The sequence below is a fragment of the Streptomyces kurssanovii genome, from assembly GCF_040677245.1.
GTDB classification, from domain to species: domain Bacteria; phylum Actinomycetota; class Actinomycetes; order Streptomycetales; family Streptomycetaceae; genus Streptomyces; species Streptomyces kurssanovii.
Map to the genome: position 1 here is coordinate 65,444 of NZ_JBFAQK010000025.1, position 22,042 is coordinate 87,485.

Sequence of the window (22,042 nt, forward strand, 5' to 3'; positions counted from 1 at the left end):
GGCCTTCGCGGCGCCTGCGTCGGGTCACGGTCACGTCCGTGTCGGCCCGGCCCCGCCCCGGGCCCGTGTCGATGTCGGCTGCTGAGGGGAATCGGCCGGGCCCGGGACGGGAGGGGGCGCCCCGCGGCCGAGCCTGCCGCCGCCGGGGCGCGTGCGCAGGCGCGCGCGGGCCGCGTCCGCCATGCGGCGCGGTTTCCAGGGCGCGCGCGGGCCGTCCACCGGACGCGGCGGCGGTGCGGCGGGCCGGGGCGGCACCGCGGGAAGGCGGACCACCGCGTCCAGACCGCCGTGCGGGGCCTCCTCCAGCGTGGCCCGCCCGCCGCCGGCGACGGCGAGCCGCTGCACCAGGGCGAGTCCGAGGCCGCTGCCGCCGGCGGCAGCGCCCGGCGCGCGCCAGAAGCGGTCGAAGGCGCGGGCACGCTGCTCGGGCGGCAGCCCGGGGCCTTCGTCGATGACGTGCAACTCCGCCCAGGGGGAGCGGGCTTCGCGCGACGCCCGGCGAGAAGCGCGTACCAGGCGGGTCTCGAGCCGGACCTCGGTCCCGGGCCCGGAGACCCGCAGGGCGTTGGAGAGCAGGTTGTCCAGGATCTGTTCCACCGCGCCCGGTACGGCGAGCGCATGGCCGACGCGCTCGCCGCCGAGGGTCAGCCGGCATCCCCGGGAAGCGAACAACGGGCGCCAGGTGGCGGCCCGTTCACGGGCGCAGCGGTCGAGGGCCACGGGCTCGCGGCCGGTGGCGTGCTCCTCGAGCCGGGCCATGGCGAGCAGCGTCTCGACCATCCGGGCGAGCCGCTCGGTCTCCGTCATCGCGGCGGCCAGGTTGGCGCGGGAGCCGGGAGCGATCCCGGGCTCCAGGTTGTCCAGTCGCAGCCGCAGCGCGGCGAGCGGCGTCTTGAGCTGGTGGGACGCCTCGCCCGCGAACGCCCGCTGCGAGCGCATCACATGCTCCAGACGCGCCGCGGTGTCGTTGAAGGTGCCGGCCAGCCGGCGGACCTCGGGCGGGCCCGTGGCCGTCGCCAGGGTCGCGCGGACGGAGAGGTCGCCGCGGGCCAGCCGGGCGGTGACCGCCTCCAGCTCCATGATGGGGCGGCCCGTCCAGCGCGCCACGGCGAGGCCCAGCCCGGCGAAGGCCGTCAGGACGAGCAGTCCCGCGACGGCGAGCGTCAGCCAGACCCGGTGCACCCGCTGGGAGACCACTTCGGTGGGCAGCGTCAGGTGCACGGCCCCGGAGCGCGAGGCTCCGGCGGTCACCGGGGCCGCCGCGGCCAGCACCTCGACCCGTCCGTAGCCGCCGGTGCGCACGTCGGTGGCGGCCCGCCCGCCCAGTGCGGCGCGCACGTGCCTGCGGCCCAGCATGTCCCGGGCCTCGCGGTCGCTCATCGGACGGGACGCCGCACGGACCCTGCCGTCGCGGTCGAGGACGAACACTTCTCCGTCGATCCGCTCGGCACAGTGGATCACCCGTCGTGCGAGCGCCGCCGACTGGTCGGAGCGCAGGGAGAGCCGGGCGTACGCCGCGAGGGCCTCGGCCTCGTCCTCGGCGGTCCGCACCACCCGCTGACGCTCCGCGCCGCCGTAGACGATGCCGAGCGGTATCTCCAGGCTGAGCAGCACCAGCACGACGAGGGTGAGGTAGCTCAGCCGCAGACGGCGGGTCACGGCGGCGGCACCCGATCAGGGAACTGCCGCACCCGGTCAGGAGCGGGTGGCGGGGCGTGGGGGGCAGCCGGGCCCCGGTCGGCGACCGGTCGTACGCGGCCAGGCGCAGATGGCGGGAGGGCAGTCGCAGGCGGCACGCGGTCAGGGGCCTGCGCCACCCGGTCGGCGACCTGCCCCGGCCGCGCGGCGCCGGCCGGGCCGGGGAAGGAGACGTGGTCGGTCAGCCGGAAGCCCACACCGCGCACGGTCTCGATCCAGCGGTTGTCGCCGAGCTTGCGCCGCAAGGTCGCCACGTGGACGTCCAGCGTCCTGGTCGGGCCGTGGAAGTGCGGGTCCCACACCTGGTCGATGATCTGCCGGCGGGTGTAGACGGCGCCCGGGTCCTCCGCCAGCAGTGCCAGCAGGTCGAACTCCTTGGGCGTGAGGGCCACTCGCTCGGCGCCCAGCCGGACCTGGCGGGTGCGCCGGTCGACGACGAGCCCTCCGGGCCGCGCGGCCTCCGCGCCACCGGGGGGCCGCCCCGTGCGGGCGTCGGCCGCCGGGTCCGTGCCGGGGGCTCCGGCAGGAGGCTCCGGCAGGGCGGTCACCGCCGCCGGGCGTGCCGGTTCCGGCGGACCCGTGAACCCGTGGGCGGCAACGGCCGTGCGACGGGTGACCGCCCGGACCCGGGCGATCAGCTCACGAATGCTGAAAGGTTTCGCCAGGTAGTCGTCGGCCCCGATCTCCAGACCCACGATCCGGTCGGCCTCCCCGCCCCGCGCCGTGAGCATGATGATGGGCACGTCGGAGACCTGGCGGATGCGCCGGCAGACGTCGATCCCGTCGATGTCGGGCAGGCCGAGATCCAGCAGGACGATGTCCCCGTAGGGCGCGCCGAGCGCCTCCGTGCCGGTGGCGACACGTTCCACCGCCAGCCCGAAGCGCGCCAGTCCTTCGGCCAGGGGCTCGGCGATGGTGTCGTCGTCCTCGATGAGCAACACCCGCATGGTCGTCTTCCCATCCGTCCGTTCTCGGCGACACGTCGGGGCCCTGCCGGCGCGCGGCCTGGCCGCGCCTCAAGTGCCTTGTACGCAGGGCGAGTTCGGCCTCTGCACCGTACAACAGGGGATCGCCGGGAAGATCGTGACTCATCCCACGCCCGACGACCCGCGTTCCGGGGCCCGTTCTTCGTACACACCCTGCCGTCGCAGAGAACTGGCCGGATCATGGGCGCCCCTTGACGTGCTGCTGGCCGGGCTCTGACAACCGCGTCCCTACGGTCGTTGCCACAGTCCGCAGGTGCCGCCCCCGTGGCGAGCGCCGCTGCGAACCCCCCAGGAGGCAACCATGCAGGCCCTTCTCGACCATGCGCGTTCCTTCCACCGGAATCCGGGCAGGGACGCCGACACCCTTCGCGCCCTCGCGGCAGGCCAGTCGCCCGAGGCCATGGTCATCAGCTGCTCGGACTCCCGCGTCGTCCCCGCGCTCATCACCGGCGCCGGACCCGGTGAGGTTTTCGAACTGCGCAACGCCGGCAACATCGTGCCCCCGCCCGGCTCGGGCGTCCCGTCCGGCGAGGCCGCCACCATCGAGTACGCGCTCCAGGTGCTCGGCGTACGGGACGTGGTGGTGTGCGGCCATTCCCACTGCGGGGCGATGGACGCCCTGGCCTCGGGCAGCGACCTGTCCGGACTCCCGGGCGTCGAGGCATGGCTGTCGCTGGTGCGGCCCGCGCTCACCCCGTACCTCACCCCGTGCCTCGGCACGCGCCCCGGCACGGAGGCGCGGCTCGAGCGGATCGTGCAGCGCAACATCGTGCACCAGCTCGCGGTGCTCGGCTCCTACCCGGCGGCCCGCCGCCTCATGAACGCGGGCGAACTCCGCCTGCACGGCTGGTACTACCGCGTCGAGACCGGAGCACTGCTGGAGCTCGGCGACGACGGGACGTTCGAGGCCCGCTGACGTCCCACCCGCTCGGCCCCCCTGTCGCACCGAACGGCTCTCCCGGAGGACCCCCTCATGACCACCCCCACCCGAAAACGCGCCCGTCACGCACGCCCCCCGAGCAGGACCTTCCCCACCCGTCCCGCCGGCGGCGCCGGGGACCGGCGCCCCACCCTCACGGAAGAACTGCGCGGGGCCTCGCTCGTCAACGAGATCGTGGCGTCGTTCGTGGTCTTCCTCGTCGCCCTGCCCCTGTGCATCGGAGTGGCTGTCGCCTCGGGCGCGCCCGCGGAATTCGGCATCATCTCCGGTGTGGTCGGCGGGCTGGTCGTCGGCCTGATGCGCGGCAGCACCCTCCAGGTGAGCGGGCCGGCGGCCGGCCTGGCCGCGCTGGTCGCCGAGGCCATCACCGTGCACGGAGCGGCGACCCTCGGCATCATCGTGCTGGCGTCGGGAGTCCTCCAGATCGCCCTCGCGCTCGTCAAGCTCGGCAGGATGTTCCAGGCGATCTCGGTCGCCGTCGTCCAGGGCATGCTGGCGGGCATCGGCCTGCCCCTCATGATCAGCCAGTCCTACGTGCTGGCCGACAGCAAGGCTCCGGGCACCCCCGTGGAGAACGCGCTCGGCCTGCCCGGGCTGGTCACCACGGCCCTGAGCTCCACCGACGCGCTGATCGCCACGGGGCTCGGAATCGCGACCGTGGCGCTGTGCTTCGTCTGGAAGAAGGTGCCCGGCCCCGTGGCCAAGGTGCCGGCGCCGCTGGTCGCGGTCGCCGTGGGGATGGCGGTGGCCGCGCTGCCCGGGGTGCGGATCGACACTCTCCGAGTGGGCGACCTGACGGCCTCCGTGCACTTTCCCGGCGCCGCCGAGTTCGCCTCGCTGGCCGACCCGGCCGTGCTGGCCACCGTGCTCACGTTCACGGTGATCGCCTCGGCGGAGAGCCTGTTCACCGCAGCCGCCGTGGACCGCATGCACACCGGCCCCCGCACCCGCTACAACAGCGAACTGCTCTCCCAGGGCCTCGGCAACACGGTGTGCGGCTCCCTGGGCGCGCTGCCCATGACGGCCGTGGTCGCGCGCAGTTCGGCCAACGTCCAGGCGGGAGCGAAAACACGGCTGTCCCGCACCCTCCACGGCCTGTGGCTGCTGGGCTTCGCCCTGCTGCTGCCCGGCGTTCTCGCGCTGATCCCCATCACGGTGCTGGCCGGGGTGCTCGTGCACAGCGGCTGGAAGCTCCTCGCGCCGGAACAGTTCCCGCGGCTGTGGAAGCAGGACAAGGGAGAGGCGGTCGTGATGGTCGTCACCACCTTCGCGATCTTCGGAACGGCCCTGCTGGAAGGCGTCCTCATCGGTCTGGCCGCCGGTGTCGTGCTCGCCGTGCTCCGCATGTCCCGGACCACCGTGCGGCACAGCACGGACGGGGACACGGCGAAACTCACGATGACCGGCAGCGCCACCTTCATCAGGCTCCCGCAACTGCTCGACGCGCTCGACGCCGTCGCCGCGGCGGGCAGCCCCCGGATCCGGCTCGACCTCACGGCCATGACCCACCTCGACCACGCCTGCCGCACCCAGATCGACGAGTTCGTCGCCCAGCAGCGCAGGAGCGGAACGGTCCGGGTGGAACTGCTGCTCCCGGGCGGTCCGAAGGGTGCTCCGGCGGTGAAGCCCGGAGGGCCGCCGCCCGGAAACGGCGTCTCCGGTACGGGGGAGGAGCTGCCGGATCTCCCGTACCGCACGGGTCGGCCGGCCCCGGCCCGGGTGGCCACGCCGTCCCGTCCCGACGTCGAACCGTTCGCCCCCGACCGGGAGTTCACCGGCACGGCCACGGCAGAGGAGTTCGACGTCGGCGAGTGGGAGCAGGCGTACGTGGGTGAGGCCGCCCGCCGCGACGCCGGCACGGCCCGACAGGCTTCGCACCGCCGCGACCCGAGGCGGACGGATCCCGCCCGCGGCGGCCGTCGTGACGCACGGGCTCCCGGCCCGTACGACGTCTTCGACGGCCCCGGCTGACACGTCCGGTCCCGGGACCGTCGGCGGGTCACCGCACGCGTTGCGCCCGTGGGACGGCGTCGCAGGTGTGGTGGCCGCCGGCGGGGGCCGGGGCGGGTCTCGTCGAGGAGGACGGTCCGGTCGTGGCCTTGCCGTGTCTCACAGGCCGTGGCGGCGGTCGCCCAGGACCCGTTCGCACACCCGGGCTTCGGATTCGGGGGAGAAGGGTTCGTTGTGGACCCCCGCGGAGCGGCGGGTGTCGTCGACGACACCGGCCTCGACACCGGCCTCGACACCGGCGTCGAGGTCGGCGGTCATGCCGGCGCCGAGCCCCTCCGGACGAGGCGTGGGTTCCGGTCCGGGCCGGGAATGTCGGGTCATCGTGACCACCTCCGACACCAACGTGCCCCCGTCACGGCGATCACACAAAGTTCTTTGCGGAAAGCGCAAAAACGGGGCGGCCCCGGACGATCTCCGCCGGTGGGACGTGCGGCCCACCTGGCCCGGCTCAGGCTCCGGCGGCCGCCGAGGGCGCCGCCAGCCACCGTGCGTAGCGCACTTCGGGGACGGCGACGCCGTCGACCTCGAAGGGCTCCTCCGTGCCGTCCGGCAGGAAGCCGGCCCGCTCGTAGAAGCGGCGGGCGCGGGCGTTCTCCTTGAGGACCCACAGCCGCATCAGCGCGAAGCCGCTCGCGCGGGCGCGCCCGGTGAGCTCGGCCGTCAGAGCGTGGCCGACGCCGGAGGATATCCGCTCGGGCAGGACGTAGAGGGCGTAGAGCTCGCAGGTTCCGGGCGGGGCGTCCTCGTCCCTGGCCGGTCCGAAGCAGCCCCAGCCGATCACGTCCCCGTCCCGCTCCGCGACCACGTTGGTGACCTCGGTGCCGTCGGCCAGGTACCGGCGGCGGCGTACCGCGTCCTCCTCGACGCTCATGGCGTCCAGATACGACTGGGGCATCAGCCCGGCGTACGCGTAGCGCCACCCGCCCACCCGGATCGCCGCGACCGCCTCGCAGTCGTCGACGGTCATGTCCCGCACCTTCACGGTCATCGGTACGCGCCCTCCCTCGCCGTTCTGCACCGCAGACTGCCCGCCGGCTCTCGCCGGTGCCACCAATAATCCGTCACCCCGCCGGTGACGGACGGTCAGAGCAGTGTCAGCTGGGTGGGTCCGTCCCCGGCGGGCAGGCTCTCCGGCTCGCCGCGTACCGGCAGGCGCCGGTGCCCGCCGGGCCGGGAGGACGGGCCGATGCCGAACTCCGCGGCCAGTTCGTGCACATGACGGGTGATCCGGCGCTGGTACCACCTCGGTGCGTAGGCGCCCTCGGCGTAGAGACGTTCGTAGCGCGCCACCAGGTGCGGATGGTGCTCGCGCAGCCAGGCCATGAACCACTCGCGGGCGCCCGGCCGCAGGTGCAGCACGAGCGGGGTGACGGAGGTGGCTCCCGCTTCGGCGATCGCCCGGACCGTCGCGCGCAGCTGGTCCGGACGGTCGCCGAGGAACGGGATGACCGGCGCCATCAGGACACCGCAGCCGATGCCGTGGTCGGTGAGGGTGCGTACGGCGTCGAGCCGGCGCTCGGGGGAGGGGGTGCCGGGTTCGACGGTGCGCCACAGGTCCCGGTCGGTGAAGCCGACGGAGACGGAGACGCCGACCTCGGTGACGTCCGCCGCCTGCCGCAGCAGGTCCAGGTCGCGCAGGATCAGGGTGCCCTTGGTGAGGATCGAGAACGGGTTCGCGTGGTCGCGCAGCGCCGAGATGATGCCCGGCATCAGCCGGTAGCGGCCCTCGGCGCGCTGGTAGCAGTCGACGTTGGTGCCCATGGCGATGTGCGCCCCCTGCCACTGGCGGGAGGCGAGCTGGCGGCGCAGCAGCTCGGGGGCGTTGACCTTGACGACGATCTGGGAGTCGAAGCCGATCCCGGTGTCGAGGTCCAGATAGCTGTGGGTCTTGCGGGCGAAGCAGTACACGCAGGCGTGCGAGCAGCCGCGGTACGGGTTCACCGTCCATTCGAACGGCATCCGGGACGCTCCGGGCACCCGGTTCAGGATCGAACGGGCGCGCACCTCGTGGAAGGTGATGCCCCTGAATTCGGGCGTGTCGAAGGTCCGGGTGGTGACGGCCGACGTCCCGAACAGGGCGGCGTCCCCTGGTGTGGCGGGGCTTTCGGCCAGATTGTCCCAGCGCATGGGTGCCTCCTCGTTCGGACTGACCCCAGAATAGAACACCTGTTCCCATGATCGCCGCAAGCGCGATTTGGGGGCCCGGGCCCGAGGTGGTTGGCTAGCCGCATCCCGCTGGAGCTAGTGCTGGAGGAGCAACGAAATGGCGCAGGTCGAAGCCACCACGGAACGGATCGTCGCGGCGGACGCGGAGACGGTGTTCGATGCCGTGGCCGACTACGAGAACACCCGCGCGAAGCTCCTGCCCGAGCACTTCAGCGAGTACGAGGTCCGTGAGGGCGGCGACGGCGAGGGCACCCTCGTCCACTGGAAGCTCCAGGCGACCAGCAAGCGCGTCCGGGACTGCCTGCTCGAGGTCACGGAGCCGAAGGACGGGGAACTGGTCGAGAAGGACCGCAACTCCTCCATGGTCACCACCTGGACGGTCACCCCGGCCGGCGAGGGGAAGTCCCGGGTCGTCGTGCGGACCGTCTGGAACGGCGCGGGCGGCATCGGCGGCTTCTTCGAGAAGACCTTCGCCCCCAAGGGGCTCGGCCGGATCTACGACGCGGTGCTCGCCAACCTCGCCGCGAACGTGGAGAAGTAACCTCACCGGTTCGAGTGGTCTTCCCCGTGGCCCGGTATTGCGCCCGGCGCGCGCCGGGTCCGGGGAAAGCCGCTGGTGGGCACCCCAAATACGCCCTCTGCGGGGCGTGTTGAGGGGGCTCTCGAACGCCTGGCCGGGGTCGTGACCGACTTGCTCCCCCTTCATGCGCAATGCGAAGAATGACGCCGCGCAGTGCGACGAGGGGAGCAGGGACGTGGGCGGCATCACTCTGGTGAAGGACGAGCAGGCCGCGCCGGCCGCCGCCGGACCCGCGGACCCGCCGCCGCACACCGCGGAGAGCGCCCCCGCGCCGCTCGGCCCCCGCCGCGTACGGCTCGTCTTCATGGGCCTGATGCTCGCGCTGCTGCTCGCCGCGCTCGAGCAGATGATCGTCGCCACCGCGCTCCCGAAGATCGTCGGTGAGCTGCACGGGCTGGACCGGATGTCGTGGGCGATCACCGCGTATCTGCTCACCGCCACCATCGGACTGCCCGTCTACGGCAAGCTCGGCGACCTCTACGGCCGCAAGGGCGTCTTCCAGTTCGCCATCGTCGTCTTCGTCGTCGGCTCCGCCCTGGCCGGCTGGTCACGCACCATGAACGAGCTGATCGCCTTCCGGGCGGTCCAGGGCCTCGGTGCCGGCGGACTCATGATCGGCGTACAGGCGATCATCGCCGACATCGTGCCGCCGCGTGAACGCGGCCGTTTCATGGGCCTGATCGGCGCCGCCTTCGGGCTCGCCTCCGTCGCCGGTCCGCTGCTCGGCGGGTTCTTCACCGATCACGCCTCCTGGCGGTGGTGCTTCTACTTCAACGTCCCCTTCGGCCTGATCACCCTCGTCGTCGTCAGCGTGGTCCTGAGGCTCCCCAAGCCCGAGGGCCGGGCCCGCCTCGACGTCCTCGGCGTGCTGTTCCTGGCCGCGGCCTCCACCTGCCTGGTGCTGCTCACCAGTTGGGGCGGCACCGAGTACGCGTGGGACTCCCGCGTGATCCTCGGACTCGGCGCCGGTGCCGCGGCAAGTACCGTGCTCTTCCTCGTCGTCGAGCGCTACGCACCCGAACCGGTCATCCCGCTGCGCCTTTTCAAGGACTCCGTCTTCAACATCACGTCACTCGTCGGCGCGGTCGTCGGCATCGCCCTCTTCGGCGCCGCCAGCTACCTGCCGACGTTCCTCCAGATGGTCGACGGGGCCAGCGCCACCGAGTCCGGCCTGCTGATGCTGCCGATGATGGGCGGGGTCGTCGTCGCCTCGATCGTCTCCGGCCAGCTCATCAGCCGCACCGGCCGCTACAAGGTCTATCCGGTCCTCGGCAGCGCGATCTCCGTCGTCGGCATGTGGCTGTTGTCCCGCCTCGAGGTGGACACCTCCCGGCTCGAGTACAGCGTCGGGCAGGCGGTCCTCGGTGTCGGCATCGGCCTGGTGATGCCGGTCCTGATCCTCGCCGTGCAGAACGCCGTGCCGCCCGCCGACCTCGGCACCGCGACCAGCGCCAACAACTACTTCCGGCAGATCGGCGGCAGCGTCGGCGCGGCCGTCTTCGGCACGCTCTTCGCCGACCGGCTCACCGACGCGCTCGCCGACCGCGTCCCGGCGGGCGCGGGCCTGCCCGACCCGGCCGCCATCACTCCGCAGCTGGTGCACGCCATGCCGCCCGCACTGCGCGACGCGTACGTCCAGGCCTACGCCGACGCGATGCCGCGGATCTTCCTCTACCTCGTGCCGGTGCTCGTCCTCGGCCTGCTCATCGCCTTCTTCCTCAAGGAGAGACCGTTGGTGTCCCACAACGCCCCCGCCGACGCCGCCGTACCGCACGCCCGTACCGCCCCCGCGCCCGCCGCCGGGCAGCCGGTCGCCCCGCACCAGGCCGGTGTGCCCGTCTGCGGCACCGTCCAGCACCACGACGGCACCAGTGTCCCGCGCGCCGCACTGACCCTGATCGACGTGCAGGGCACCCAGATCGGCCGCGGTGCGAGCGGCGAGGACGGCCGGTACGCGCTGAGCGCCCCCGGCCCCGGGGCGTACGTGATGATCGCGGCGGCGGGCGGCCACCAGCCGCAGGCCGTCACGGTGACCGTCGGCGAGCGGCCCGTCGACCTCGACGTGGTCCTCGGCGGCGCCGGCCGCCTCGCCGGTACGGTCGTCACGGCCGACGGCAGCCCCGTCAGGGACGCTGCCGTCACCCTCACCGATGTGCGCGGCGAGGTGGTGGCCACCACCCGCAGCGGGCGCGAGGGCAGCTATGTGATCAGCGAACTGGTGGCGGGGGAGTACACCCTGGCGGCCAGCGCCCCCGCATTCCGGCCCTCCGCGCACCCCGTCAGCGTGCAGGCGTCCCGCGAGACCCGCCAGGACATCGAGCTGGCCGGCGGGGCCGTGCTGCGCGGCACCGTGCGGGCGGGCGACGGGCGGCCGGTCGACGACGCCCGCGTGACCCTGCTGGACGCGGCCGGCAACGTGGTCGACACGCTCACCACCGGGCCCGACGGCACATTCCGCTTCGTCGACCTGTCGTCGGGCGAGTACACGGTCGTCGCGTCGGGCTACCCGCCGGTCGCGACCGTGCTCCAGGTCGCCGGCGGCGGGCGCACCGAGCGGGACCTGCAACTCGGTCACGCCGACTGAATCCAGGGCCCGCGGCGCCCCCTTCTCACCTGCGGGGTGAGGGGGCGCACGCGACGCGGCGCGCCGGCGCCCCGGGGACCACCGCCCGCTCGGCCGTTCGCCGGCTCCGCGCGGGCGCACGACCTCTTCCGCCAACGTCCGGCGCCCGGCGCGGAGATACCCCTACCGTGGTGAACAAGGCCGTTGGATCCTGGCGGCGGGGAAGGAGCAACCCACCCATGGACAGTGGCGTTCCGCCGGTGCCCCGGCAGCGGTACCCCGTGGCCGGACGGATTCCGCTTGCCGTGATCGTCGTGGACGGTGACGGCCTGGTGTCGCACTGGTCCACCGGTGCACGCCGCCTCTTCGGCCCCGCCAGGGCGGAGGCGGTCGGGCGTCCGGCCGTCGAACTGCTGCCGCTCTCCGGCGCCTTGGCCGGTCAGGACTGCGACCACGAGGCCGAGCACGGCGGCGACGGCATCGGCCCCTGCCCCGGGTGCAGCGCGTACAGCGGACTCGGGCAGGGCCTGGACGCGTGTCTGGGCGGGCTCACCGCCTATCCGACGGCCGGCCGGGCCCGCGTCTCCGAGCGGGGGCAGGACCGGGTCGACGTCCTGTGGTGGGCGTACCCGATGGTGGGCCCGGGCGAGGAGCGCCTGCTCGTCCTCGCGGCGGACGCGGGACGGCTCGGCACCGACGAAGGGAGCGTCGAACGGATCGCGCCGGGCTTCGCCCTGCACACCGAATTCCCCGGCGCCGAGGAACTGGCGCGCCGGCTCCCCGAGATCCTGCCCAGCATGAGCGTGCGCGAGTCGACGCGGATCGTCTCCCGGATCCTCGACCTCGGCTACCCCGTCCTCGAGTTCAGCCACCACGACCGGGTGCCCGTCACCCCCGACTGGGGCGTGCCCCGCCGCGCCGCGCGCAGGGCACGGCAGCAGACGGCCGAGCAGACCCTCGCGGCAGGGCATCCCGTGGAGGAGGCGGACCTCGAGCTGGACCTCGAATACGCCGCGGTGCGCGAACGGCTGGAGTTCCTGAACGAGGTCAGCGGCCGGATCGGCTCCTCGCTGGACCTCGCCCGGACGATCCGGGAGATCAGTGCCGCGATCGTGCCCCGGTTCAGCGACGTGGCCTGCACCTACCTGCGGGAAGAGGTCGTCGCCGGCGAGGGCTTCTGCGACGGGGACCCCGACGGGACGACCATGTGGCACCGGGTGGCGTTCGAGCACGTCGACGAGCCCGGCCGCTGGGACGACATCGTCCCGGTCGGCGAGTCCATGCCCTTCCCCGCCCACACCCCGTTCTTCCAGTGCATGGTCAGCGGTGAGCCCGTCCTGGTGCCGCGCATCACGGAGGAGATGGGCAACGCCATGGCCGAGCAGTTCGACAAGCGGGACATGCGCCCGCTGATCAACGGCCGGTCCATGCTGGTCGCCCCGCTCAAGGCACGCAACGTGGTCCTCGGCTGCATGATCCTGCTGCGCCACCCCGAACGGCCCCTGTTCAACGACATGGACCGGGTCACCGGTGCCGAACTGGCCGCCCGTGCGGGGCTGGTGCTCGACAACGCCCGTATGTACACCTACCAGGAGAACGTCGCGGAGACGCTCCAGGACTCGATGCTGCCGCAGGTCGCCCCGCGCACGGCGGGCTGTGACACGGCGACCCGCTACCTGCCGGGCACGATGCTGGGCCGGGTCGGCGGCGACTGGTTCGACTCCGTCAAGCTGCCCGGCTCGCGCACCGCGCTCGTCGTCGGCGACGTCATGGGCCACGGGCTCAACTCCGCCGCGATGATGGGGCAGTTGCGTACGGCCGTGCAGACGATGGCGGCACTCGACCTGCCGCCCGCCCAACTGCTGCGCAACCTCGACGACCTCGCCCAGCGCCTCGGCGAGCACTACCTGGCCACCTGCCTCTACGCGGTGTACGACCCGGTCCGCGGCGAGCTGGAGCTGGCCAACGCCGGCCATGTGCCCCCGGTGCTCGTCCGCGCCGCCGACGGCCGCAGCGAACTGCTGGAACTGCCGTCGGGAGCGCCCATCGGGGTCGGCGGGGTCCCCTTCCGCAGTGTCCGCGTCGCGGTGTCGCCCGGCGACCGGCTCGTGATGTGCACCGACGGTCTGGTGGAGGTGCGCGGCGAGGACATCGGCGTGGGTCTCGCGACGCTCTGCGAGTCCGCCGCGCATCCCGCGGCGTCGATGGACGAGGCCTGCGACACCATCATCCGCGCGTTGAACACCCGTGGCGGGCGCAAGGACGACGTCGCCCTGCTGATGGCGCGGCTGAACGGCATCGAGCCCGGCTCGGTCGCCACCTGGGAGCTCTCCCTCGAGCCGCGGGAGGCGGCGAGGGCACGGCGGCTGGTGCGCGGACAGCTGAAGGCCTGGGGGCTCGGGAAACTCACCGGCACGGCGGAGCTCCTGGTCGGCGAGGTCGTCGCCAACGCGGTGCGGCACGCCTCCGGCCACCGCGCCGAACTACGTCTCGTACGGGCCGACTCCCTGCTCTGCGAGGTGGCGGACGACGACCACACCCTGCCGACCCTGCTGGACGCCCACCCCGACGAGGAGGGCGGGCGCGGCCTGCGGGTGCTGAGCGCCCTGTCGCGGGAGTGGGGCACGAGTCGCACGGCGGGCGGCAAGACGGTCTGGTTCGAGCTGGCCCTCCCATGAGGCGGTCGGGGGCGCGATCTAGGGTTGCTGTACATGAAGTCTGGACAACAGCACCCGGAAGGCGGGCAGCACCCGCGTCACTCGCAGCCCGGTCCCTATGGGCCGCCGGGCGGCCCGCGGCAGCCGTGGGACATGCCCACGCAGACCGCCGGCCCCGCCGTCCGTGAGGGCCGGGGGACCGCGACGGTCGTCGCCGTGGTCGCGGCCGCGGTCGTCGTCGCGGCAGCCGCGGTCACCGGATATCTGGTCCTAGGCGGCGACGGCGATGACAGCGCCCGGCCGCCCGCTCCGTCCTCCTCCGCACCTGTGGCGGACGAAGCCCGTGCGGACGAAGCCCGTGCGGACGAAGCCCGTACAGACGTCGGTGAGCAGCCCACCGTGCGCGGCTGGCGGACCGTGACGAACCCGAGGACCGGCATCGTCTTCGACGTGCCGCCCGAGTGGAGCCTCAAGCCGGCGTCATGGGCAACCTTTGTGGCCGACGACGGCGACCCGGAGGAGACCCCCCTCGTCGGCTTCTCCGCTCCGGCGATGCTCAAGGAGAAGTGGTGCGTCTTTGACGCGGACCTCGACGGCTCGTCGGACGAGAGCTGGCTCGCCGCCGCCGGCTCCCGCGCCGAACGCGACGCGAGAACGCCCCAGGAGGCCGCCCGCGACAATGCCTCCCTGTGGGTGTACGGCGGCTACACCCAGCCGGACAAGGCCAAGGTGAACAAGGGCGAGGCAGAGCCGTACACCACCGCCTCCGGCATCACGGGCACCGTGGCGACTGCCTCCTCCACGGGCGTCGAACCCGGCGGCAAGTGCGACACCGACGGCAAGGCGACCGCCTTCGCCTTCAAGAGCCCGGAGGGCGACATCGTCTCCTGGACGTTTGTAGGAGCGAAGGGGGTAGGGGAGGAGGTGCCGGACCGAGTCGTCCGCAAGGTCCTGAGCACCGTCCGCCTGGCCGGCGGCTGACCGGTACGCCCGGCGGCCAACAGCGCTCTGCTCCAACGGAGTTGTTCACCGAATGTTGGCCGAGTCGTCGTACGGAAGCCGCCCGGAAGGGTAAGGCTGTTCCCGAGGCGACGCGGGGGACGAAGGGGGCGGTCCGTGGCTGTCGGGGAGAGACGGGGCACGGCGGAGCCGGGGCTGGAGATCAGGCGCGACTCGAACGCGTCGTGGTCGCGGCGCGGGTTCCTCGCGGTGTTCCTGCCGCTGCTGGCGGCGGTCCTCACCTCGGTGGCCGTCCTGACGGTCTCCGGGAACATCCTGCTTCCGTTCCAGGGCGTGATCACGCTGGAAGGGAAGATGGCGTCCAAGCGCGACTTCTTCGAGGACGAGGAGGTCCAGCGGATCCTGATGAAGCATCACATACGGGTGCACATCACCAGTTCGGGATCGCGCGAGGTGGCCATCAGGGACATCTCGTCCTACGACTTCGTCTTCCCCTCCGGCCAGCCCGCCGGAGACCTCATCACCTCGGAGCGCGCGGCGCAGAACCGCTACGCCAAGGTGCACCGGCCGTTCGTCAGCCCGATCGTGCTGGCCACCTACCGCGAATACGCACAAGCGCTGGTCGATGCCGGCACAGCCACCGCGCAGCGCGGCTCCGGTGACGGCGGGCAGCCCTACTACTACGTGCTGGACATGCCCAAGTTCCTTCGGCACATCCACGACAAGCGCCGCTGGAACGACATCGGCATCCAGCGTCAGGGCATCACCAACGCCAACCGGATCGTCGCGCAGAGTCCCGACGTCTGCGGCTCCAACTCCGCAGGCACCTACCTGGCGCTGGTCGCCTTCACCTGGCGCGGCAACGGCGACGAGGTGCCCGACACCGACCAGGAGGCCGACGAGCGTGGCCGGGCCATCAGGCACCTGATGGAGCAGGGACTGCCCAGCGCCGACGTGTTCCGCACCTACATCTCCCCCGAGGGCAAGAACATCGCCCCCGTGGTCGTGGCGTACGAGCACCAGTACCTCGCCTACCAGGTGCACTACCAGGCCCGGTCCAAGAAGCCCGACCCGCAGCGGGTGCTGCTGTACCCCTCCGGGCAGTTCGTCACCCAGCCGCAGTTCATCGCGCTCAACAAGGACGGCGACCGGCTCGGCGAACTGATCACGCACGACCCGGAGCTGCGGAAACGCGCCATGGAGCTGGGCTTCCGGATCCTCGATCCGACGGGCCAGGTCGCGGGAGACCAGCTCACCCGGTTCCTCGAGGAACGCGACGTGCCCGTCCCCGCCATCGACGGCGACGACACCAGGTCGGCGATGCCCCGGCTGCGCTACCTGGAGCGGATGATCTCCGTCGTGGGTGACTGTCCCACCGCGGAAGCCGTGTCGGGGCAGCCCTGATGAGGCGGAGGACCCGCGTCCGCGGGCTGATCGCCCTCTGCCTGGCATGCCTGTTGCTCTTCCCCGCCGCGGGCTGCGCCACGGACAACCCCGAGCAGATCACCCTCAAGGTGCTCGCCAGCTCCGAACTCGCCGACATGGCACCGCTCCTGGCGGACCTGCGCCGCGAGACCGGCATCACGCTGGAGATGGACCACCGGGGCACGGTGGACGCCAGCAACGAGCTCGCCGCGCCCGGCGGACAGCGGCGCCACGACCTCGCCTGGCTCTCCTCCGACCGCTACTACCTGCTCAAGGCCAAGGCGAACGGGCTCGGCGGCGAGAAGCCGCTCGCCACCAGCATCATGCGTTCGCCCGTGGTCATCGGCATGAAGCGTGCGACGGCGGAGCGGCTGCGCGGATCGGCCGCCGACGGACAGATCTCCTGGGCCGACGCGGCCGACGCCGCCGCGGACGGGTCGCTGCGCTTCGGCATGGCCGACCCCCGGCACACCAACAGCGGACTCGCCGCACTCGTCGGAGTCGCCACCGCCTCCGCCGGCACCGGGGCGGCCCTGCGCCCGAAGGACGTCTCCTGCGAGCGGCTGCGCGGCTTCTTCGCCGGGCACGAACTCACCGGCGACTCCTCTGCCGGGCTCGCCGACCGTTTCGTGGCGCGGCAGGACAGGCTGAACGCCCTGATCACCTACGAGTCCGAACTCCTCGCCCTCAACAGCAGCGGACGGCTGCGCGAGCCGCTGGAGATCGTCTATCCCCGGGACGGCATGGTCCTGTCCGACTACCCGGTACTGCTGCTGAACCCCGCCCGCCGTCACGCCTACGACCGCCTGGTCGAGTGGCTTCGCAGCGAACCGGTCCAGAAGCGGATCATGGAAAGGACCCTGCGCCGGCCGATCGACCCGGGCGTCGCCCGCATCGACCGGCTGCGGGAGCCGGTGGGCAACGCGCTCTACTTCCCCGACGACCAGAAGGTCGTCGACCGCCTCCTCGCCGACTACGGCGACCCGCACCGGGACCGCGCCGCCCGGGTGGTCTTCCTGCTCGACTTCTCGACCTCGATGCGCGGCGAACGGATCGAGCGGCTGCGGGCGACGTTCGACGGTCTCGCCGGCGCGGACGACTCCCACTCCGGCAAGTTCGTCCGGTTCTACCGGGGCGAGTCCATCACCGTGATGAGGTTCGGCGGCAGAGTCCTCGACGAGCGGACCGTGGTCTACGACGGGCAGCGCGACCTGGACCGGCTGCGCGGGTTCGTCGCCGCGGACGACTTCGCCGACAGCACCGCCGTCTGGTCCTCGCTCGAGCACGCCTACGGCACGGTCTCCGGCCTGCTGCGCGAGCGGCCCGGCCAGGACGTGTCCGTGGTCCTGATGACCGACGGGGAAAGCAACGCCGGGATCGACGTCGACACGTTCGTCCGCCGGCACGCGCGACTGCCGAGGGACGTACGCGCCGTGCGCACCTACACCATCCGCTACGGCGAGGCCGACACCGGCGAACTCGACCGAGGGGCCCGCGCGACGGGCGGCCGCATGGTCGACACCGCCGACCGGTCCCTCCTCAGTGCGTTCAAGGAGATCCGTGGGTGTGTTCACTGAGATGTGGTGGAGCGTCTGGTGGCCCTGGATGCTGCTGTGGCTGCTGACGGCGGCGGGCGCCGGAGCCCTGCTCGTGCTGAGCGCCGCGCGGCTGATGCGCCGCAGGCGCAGCCGCGCGCGGAACGTCACGTACAGCATCTGCTTCTACCTGCACGACCGCTCCGTCATGGACCACTACCAGATGCGGGGCTACGCGGCGGCGCTGCGCAAGGAGGTGGAGCAGCGGACGAGCGACAGCAAGGACGGCACGATCAGGGCCAGCGTCTTCGGGATCGGCGCCGGGGCGGGACGGCGCGACAACAGCGAGATCGTCAGCAAGTACATGGAGGTCGCCGAACCGATATCCGTGATCGGCGTCATCATGGACGTGCTCGAGGAGAAGGACGTCATCGTGCACGTCGACCTCGTCAACGGGACGGTCCGGCGCAACGCGGCACTCACCCGCGCCCTGGCCGACCACGCGCGGGCCGGCGACCCGCCGCAGAGCTCGGTACGGCTGCGTGACGTGGAGGACTTCGTCCTCATCCGCGGCCGGTTCCGCAGGGTCAGCAGGTCGGACGGATCCACGGTGCTCCTCGCGCCCTACGGCGACCCGGACGATCCCTCCGAGGGGCCGCGCGTACGGGTCACCTGCGCCACCGAAGGGCTGCGCAACGAGGTGCCGAGCGGCACGTTCTCGGCCCGCTGCCTCGGCAAGGTCCAGGACTGGAACTCCGAGGAGGCGGTGCTGGAAGTGCAGGCCATGGCCATCTTCCGATAGGGTCCGCGCGCGACAGGGCCGTCCGGAGGAACCTTGACATGACGAACAGATCCGCGCCGTTCGACGAGCTCGACCGCAAGATCGTCGCGGCCCTGGTGGCGAACGCGCGGACCAGTTTCACGGAGATCGGCGCGGCGATCGGCCTGTCGGCCACGGCGGTCAAACGCCGGGTCGACCGGATGCGCGAGAACGACATCATCACCGGCTTCACCACCACGGTGCGTCCCGCCGCGCTCGGCTGGGCCACCGAGGCCTACGTGGAGGTGTACTGCGACGGCGCCGCCCCGCCCCGGCGGCTCGCCGAGGTCGTGCGCAACCACCCGGAGATCACGGCCGCGATGACGGTGACCGGCGGCGCCGACGCGCTGCTGCATGTGCGGGCGACGGACGTCGAGCACTTCGAGGAGGTCCTCGAACGCATCCGGGCCGAACCGTTCATCCGCAAGACGATCAGCTACATGGTGCTGTCCCACCTGCTGACCGGCAGCCCGGAGGCCGGCGCCGGACGCGCCGCGACGAGTGGCGACGCCGGCATGTGACCCCGTCTCCGGCCGGCGCGCACAACCCGGTTGCCCCGAGGGACCGCCGGTGAAAGGGTCTTGGCCCATGCCTACCTTTTCCGCGCACGACGGAACGCGTCCGACCTGCCGGCTGTCCGGAGACGGCGCGCCTCTGATCCGCGTCCCCGGCGGACCCGTGCGGGACTTCGCGTACCCGGGCGACCTCGGCGGTCTCTCCGCGCACCGCCGGCTCGTCGCGACCACGTCGGCGTTCGCGCGGTGAACGGCCGCCCGCCCGTCACCGCCGACGACCTCGACCACGCCGTCCAGCTCGCCGTCGCCGCCCTCCGCGAGGTGCCCGCGACGGCCTGGGACGGCAACGCCGGCACCCTGGAGTGGACCTGCTGGGAGACGGTCGAGCACCTCGCCGACGACCTCTTCGCCTACGCCGTCCAACTCGGCCCCCGCACCCCGCCGCAGGACCGCGAGGTGCCCTTCGCCTACGAGAGCCGCCGGCCGGGCGGCCCCGCCAACTCCGTCCACGCCGATCGCGCCGCGGGCCCCGACGGGCTGCTCCAGGTGCTGGAGGCCGGCGGCGCGCTGCTCGTCGCCATGGTGCGCACGACACCGCCGCAGGTGCGCTCCCACCACGTCTTCGGCGCGTCCGACCCCGAGGGCTTCGCGGCGATGGGCATCGTGGAGACCCTGGTGCACACCCACGACATCGCCGAAGGGCTCGGCCTCACCTGGGACCCGCCCGCCGGCATCTGCTCGCGGGTGCTCGCCCGGCTGTTCCCCGACGCCCCCGCGGACACCGCCCCCTGGCCCGCGCTTCTCTGGTGCACCGGCCGCGCCGGCCTCCCCGGACGGCCGCGCCCCGCCACCTGGCGGTGGCACGGCGCGCCGCCCGTGTAGCCCGAACGGGTGGTGTGGTCCGGGCAGGCGACGCGAAACGCCGCTGAGGGCCCGTACGACGCAGGATTGCTGCGCATACACGCAGCGCTTGTTCCTTGTCGCCCGAACCTCCCGATTCCTACCGTTGAGGCGTCACCGGTCGTCACCGGTCGTCACCGGCCATCTCAGGAATCGGGAGGAACCCCGGGTGCCACCCAGCCGCGTGCCTCGCCCCAGGCGTTACCTGGTCTGCGAACCCCGTTACTTCGACGTGAAGTACGCCATCAATCCGTGGATGAGCGAGAACACCGAGGTCGATCAGGACCTCGCCCGGTCCCAGTGGAACGCCCTGACCGACGCCTACCGCGCTCTCGGCCACAAGGTCGAGTCCGTGGAGCCCCACGCGGAACTGCCCGACATGGTCTTCGCCGCCAACTGCGCGCTGGTCCTCGACGGCAAGGTCTTCGGCTCACGCTTCCACGCGCCGCAGCGCCGGCTGGAGGAAGAGGTGTACGCGGCCTGGTTCAAGGTCGCCGGGTTCGAGGTGCACCGGCCCGGGTCGGTGTGCGAGGGCGAGGGCGACCTCGTCCCCGTCGGCGGCCGCATCCTGGCCGGCACCGGATTCCGGACGACCACCGAGGCCCACCGCGAGGTGCAGGAGTTCTTCGGCGTACCGGTGACCGGCCTCCAGCTCGTCGACCCGTACTTCTACCACCTCGACACCGCTCTGTTCGTCCTCGACGACGGGAGCGACGGGCAGCCCGCGAACATCGCCTACTACCCGGAGGCGTTCTCGCCGGGCAGCCTCGCGGTGCTGCGGCGGCTGTTCCCCGACGCGGTCGTCGCCACCCGCGAGGACGCCATGGCCTTCGGCCTCAACTCCGTGTCCGACGGCCGCCACGTCCTCGTGGCCCCGCAGGCGAAGGGACTCGTCGCACAGCTCGCCGAACACGGCTACGACCCCGTCCCCGTAGACATGTCCGAATTCCACAAGGCCGGCGGCGGCATCAAGTGCTGCACTCAGGAGATCCGCGCATGACTCTCACCCCCGTACGCACGCAGCGCTCCTCCGAGGAGCTCATCCGCGCCGAGAACACGGCGCTGGCGCACAACTACCACCCGCTGCCCGTCGTCGTCGCACGCGCCGAGGGCGTCTGGGTCGAGGACGTGGAGGGCCGCCGGTACCTCGACATGCTCGCGGGCTACTCGGCGCTCAACTTCGGCCACCGCCACCCCGGCCTCGTCGCCGCCGCCCATCGCCAGCTCGACGAGGTCACCCTCACCTCGCGCGCCTTCCACAACGACCGGCTCGCCGGCTTCGCGGAAGGTCTCGCCGAGCTCACCGGCCTCGAGATGACCCTGCCGATGAACACCGGCGCGGAGGCCGTCGAGAGCGCCGTCAAGGTCGCCCGCAAATGGGCCTACGAGGTCAAGGGCGTCGCACCCGACCGGGCGACGATCATCGTCGCCGACGGCAACTTCCACGGCCGCACCACCACCATCGTCAGCTTCTCCACCGACGAGTCGGCGCGCGGCGGCTTCGGCCCCTTCACCCCCGGCTTCCGCATCGTGCCCTACAACGACCTGGCCGCGCTCGAGAACGCGATCGACGAGACCACGGCCGCCGTGCTCATCGAGCCGATCCAGGGCGAGGCGGGCGTCCTCATCCCCGACGACGGCTACCTCGCGGGCGTGCGCGAGCTGACCCGGCGGGCCGGCTGCCTGTTCATCGCCGACGAGATCCAGTCCGGTCTGGGACGCACCGGCACGACCCTCGCCGTCGACCACGAGTCGGTCGTCCCCGACATGCTCCTGCTCGGCAAGGCCCTCGGCGGCGGCATCGTCCCCGTCTCCGCGGTCGTCGCACGCCGGGACGTGCTGGGCGTGCTGCGTCCCGGCGAGCACGGCTCCACCTTCGGCGGCAACCCGCTGGCCGCCGCGGTCGGTTCCGCCGTGGTCGACCTGCTGGCCACCGGAGAGTTCCAGCGCAGGGCCGCCGAGCTGGGCGAGGTGCTGCGGGAGGGCCTGACCGGGCTGGTGGGCAAGGGCGTCGTCGGCTTCCGCTCCCGCGGGCTGTGGGCGGGCGTCGACGTGGACCCGGCCATCGGCAGCGGCCGGGAGATCAGCGAACGGCTGATGGCCGAGGGCATCCTCGTGAAGGACACCCACGGCTCCACCATCCGGATCGCGCCGCCGCTGACCATCACCCGTGAGGAACTCGCGTCGGCCCTCGCCTCCTTGGAGAAGGTCCTCGGCTAGCGGGCCGCCCCCGGCCGCTCCCCGGAGCGGCCGGGACGCGGGGTGACCAGCCCCTCCGCTCCACGGC

General features: G+C 72.6%; 18 protein-coding genes and 1 pseudogene. 14 read left to right on the plus strand and 5 right to left on the minus strand.

The annotated features are described in order from the left end of the window. Window positions 1-30 precede the first annotated feature (30 nt). Together AB0K36_RS19315 and AB0K36_RS19320 are read right to left on the minus strand one after the other, a co-directional pair. Window positions 31-1,659, minus strand: a complete 1,629-nt coding sequence (locus AB0K36_RS19315; protein ID WP_364595611.1) for a sensor histidine kinase — start codon at window positions 1,657-1,659, stop codon at window positions 31-33. A 182-nt stretch (window positions 1,660-1,841) separates the two neighbouring features. Beyond that, window positions 1,842-2,645 (minus strand): annotated as a pseudogene (locus tag AB0K36_RS19320) (response regulator transcription factor); the annotation flags it as partial. A 340-nt stretch (window positions 2,646-2,985) separates the two neighbouring features. On the opposite strand from AB0K36_RS19320, the gene AB0K36_RS19325 reads away from it, so the two are divergent. Both AB0K36_RS19325 and AB0K36_RS19330 read left to right on the plus strand, forming a co-directional pair. Further along, a complete protein-coding gene (locus AB0K36_RS19325; RefSeq protein WP_364595614.1) occupies window positions 2,986-3,600 on the plus strand; it encodes a carbonic anhydrase in 615 nt (204 codons plus the stop codon). Between the two features lie 57 nt (window positions 3,601-3,657). After that, window positions 3,658-5,595, plus strand: a complete 1,938-nt coding sequence (locus tag AB0K36_RS19330; RefSeq protein WP_364595617.1) for a SulP family inorganic anion transporter — start codon at window positions 3,658-3,660, stop codon at window positions 5,593-5,595. A gap of 138 nt (window positions 5,596-5,733) precedes the next feature. Here AB0K36_RS19330 and AB0K36_RS19335 read toward each other — a convergent pair whose 3' ends face one another. The 3 genes from AB0K36_RS19335 to AB0K36_RS19345 form a co-directional block, all read right to left on the minus strand. Then, entirely contained in the window at window positions 5,734-5,955 is a 222-nt protein-coding gene (locus AB0K36_RS19335) for a hypothetical protein (RefSeq protein ID WP_364595620.1), read from the minus strand. 127 nt (window positions 5,956-6,082) lie between these two features. Then, a complete protein-coding gene (locus AB0K36_RS19340) occupies window positions 6,083-6,622 on the minus strand; it encodes a GNAT family N-acetyltransferase (protein WP_364595623.1) in 540 nt (179 codons plus the stop codon). Between the two features lie 95 nt (window positions 6,623-6,717). Continuing rightward, window positions 6,718-7,761: an Rv2578c family radical SAM protein gene (locus AB0K36_RS19345; protein ID WP_364595626.1), complete on the minus strand. Its 1,044-nt coding sequence runs from the start codon at window positions 7,759-7,761 to the stop codon at window positions 6,718-6,720. Window positions 7,762-7,897: 136 nt separating this feature from the next. Here AB0K36_RS19345 and AB0K36_RS19350 point away from each other — a divergent pair, with 136 nt between their 5' ends. The 12 genes from AB0K36_RS19350 (at window position 7,898) to rocD (ending at window position 21,975) form a co-directional block, all read left to right on the plus strand. Continuing rightward, window positions 7,898-8,341 carry an SRPBCC family protein gene (locus tag AB0K36_RS19350; protein WP_364595629.1) on the plus strand — a complete coding sequence of 148 codons (444 nt, stop codon included), beginning with the start codon at window positions 7,898-7,900 and terminating at the stop codon, window positions 8,339-8,341. 214 nt (window positions 8,342-8,555) lie between these two features. Continuing rightward, window positions 8,556-10,964 (plus strand): MFS transporter, encoded by a 2,409-nt coding sequence (locus AB0K36_RS19355; protein ID WP_364595677.1) that lies wholly within the window; start codon window positions 8,556-8,558, stop codon window positions 10,962-10,964. A gap of 218 nt (window positions 10,965-11,182) precedes the next feature. Next, window positions 11,183-13,621 (plus strand): SpoIIE family protein phosphatase, encoded by a 2,439-nt coding sequence (locus tag AB0K36_RS19360; protein ID WP_364595632.1) that lies wholly within the window; start codon window positions 11,183-11,185, stop codon window positions 13,619-13,621. A gap of 33 nt (window positions 13,622-13,654) precedes the next feature. Continuing rightward, window positions 13,655-14,581 (plus strand): DUF8017 domain-containing protein, encoded by a 927-nt coding sequence (locus AB0K36_RS19365; RefSeq protein ID WP_435877888.1) that lies wholly within the window; start codon window positions 13,655-13,657, stop codon window positions 14,579-14,581. Window positions 14,582-14,716: 135 nt separating this feature from the next. Beyond that, window positions 14,717-15,964 (plus strand): hypothetical protein, encoded by a 1,248-nt coding sequence (locus AB0K36_RS19370; protein WP_364595638.1) that lies wholly within the window; start codon window positions 14,717-14,719, stop codon window positions 15,962-15,964. Then, on the plus strand, window positions 15,964-17,562 hold the full coding sequence (locus tag AB0K36_RS19375; protein WP_364595641.1) for a vWA domain-containing protein: 1,599 nt from the start codon (window positions 15,964-15,966) through the stop codon (window positions 17,560-17,562). Before AB0K36_RS19370 ends, AB0K36_RS19375 begins: the two co-directional genes overlap by 1 nt. Next, window positions 17,546-18,322, plus strand: a complete 777-nt coding sequence (locus tag AB0K36_RS19380; RefSeq protein WP_364595644.1) for a hypothetical protein — start codon at window positions 17,546-17,548, stop codon at window positions 18,320-18,322. Before AB0K36_RS19375 ends, AB0K36_RS19380 begins: the two co-directional genes overlap by 17 nt. Before the next feature lie 38 nt (window positions 18,323-18,360). Next, complete coding sequence (locus tag AB0K36_RS19385) at window positions 18,361-18,861, plus strand: Lrp/AsnC family transcriptional regulator (protein ID WP_159684520.1); 501 nt, start codon at window positions 18,361-18,363, stop codon at window positions 18,859-18,861. 67 nt (window positions 18,862-18,928) lie between these two features. Beyond that, window positions 18,929-19,105 carry a hypothetical protein gene (locus AB0K36_RS19390; RefSeq protein WP_364595648.1) on the plus strand — a complete coding sequence of 59 codons (177 nt, stop codon included), beginning with the start codon at window positions 18,929-18,931 and terminating at the stop codon, window positions 19,103-19,105. Further along, entirely contained in the window at window positions 19,102-19,737 is a 636-nt protein-coding gene (locus AB0K36_RS19395) for a maleylpyruvate isomerase N-terminal domain-containing protein (protein WP_364595651.1), read from the plus strand. Before AB0K36_RS19390 ends, AB0K36_RS19395 begins: the two co-directional genes overlap by 4 nt. Window positions 19,738-19,924: 187 nt before the next feature. Then, window positions 19,925-20,755 (plus strand): dimethylargininase, encoded by an 831-nt coding sequence (gene ddaH / locus AB0K36_RS19400; RefSeq protein ID WP_364595653.1) that lies wholly within the window; start codon window positions 19,925-19,927, stop codon window positions 20,753-20,755. Beyond that, a complete protein-coding gene (gene rocD / locus AB0K36_RS19405; RefSeq protein WP_189464496.1) occupies window positions 20,752-21,975 on the plus strand; it encodes an ornithine--oxo-acid transaminase in 1,224 nt (407 codons plus the stop codon). Before ddaH ends, rocD begins: the two co-directional genes overlap by 4 nt. The last annotated feature ends 67 nt before the right edge of the window (window positions 21,976-22,042 follow it).

What these genes read in the sequence shown, in the direction of transcription:
- AB0K36_RS19325 (WP_364595614.1), top strand. Translation starts at nt 2,986, where the DNA reads ATGCAGGCCCTTCTCGACCATGCGCGTTCCTTCCACCGGAATCCGGGC.
- AB0K36_RS19330 (WP_364595617.1), top strand. Translation starts at nt 3,658, where the DNA reads ATGACCACCCCCACCCGAAAACGCGCCCGTCACGCACGCCCCCCGAGC.
- AB0K36_RS19335 (WP_364595620.1), bottom strand. Translation starts at nt 5,955, where the DNA reads ATGACCCGACATTCCCGGCCCGGACCGGAACCCACGCCTCGTCCGGAG.
- AB0K36_RS19340 (WP_364595623.1), bottom strand. Translation starts at nt 6,622, where the DNA reads ATGACCGTGAAGGTGCGGGACATGACCGTCGACGACTGCGAGGCGGTC.
- AB0K36_RS19345 (WP_364595626.1), bottom strand. Translation starts at nt 7,761, where the DNA reads ATGCGCTGGGACAATCTGGCCGAAAGCCCCGCCACACCAGGGGACGCC.
- AB0K36_RS19350 (WP_364595629.1), top strand. Translation starts at nt 7,898, where the DNA reads ATGGCGCAGGTCGAAGCCACCACGGAACGGATCGTCGCGGCGGACGCG.
- AB0K36_RS19360 (WP_364595632.1), top strand. Translation starts at nt 11,183, where the DNA reads ATGGACAGTGGCGTTCCGCCGGTGCCCCGGCAGCGGTACCCCGTGGCC.
- AB0K36_RS19365 (WP_435877888.1), top strand. Translation starts at nt 13,655, where the DNA reads ATGAAGTCTGGACAACAGCACCCGGAAGGCGGGCAGCACCCGCGTCAC.
- AB0K36_RS19375 (WP_364595641.1), top strand. Translation starts at nt 15,964, where the DNA reads ATGAGGCGGAGGACCCGCGTCCGCGGGCTGATCGCCCTCTGCCTGGCA.
- AB0K36_RS19385 (WP_159684520.1), top strand. Translation starts at nt 18,361, where the DNA reads ATGACGAACAGATCCGCGCCGTTCGACGAGCTCGACCGCAAGATCGTC.
- AB0K36_RS19390 (WP_364595648.1), top strand. Translation starts at nt 18,929, where the DNA reads ATGCCTACCTTTTCCGCGCACGACGGAACGCGTCCGACCTGCCGGCTG.
- rocD (WP_189464496.1), top strand. Translation starts at nt 20,752, where the DNA reads ATGACTCTCACCCCCGTACGCACGCAGCGCTCCTCCGAGGAGCTCATC.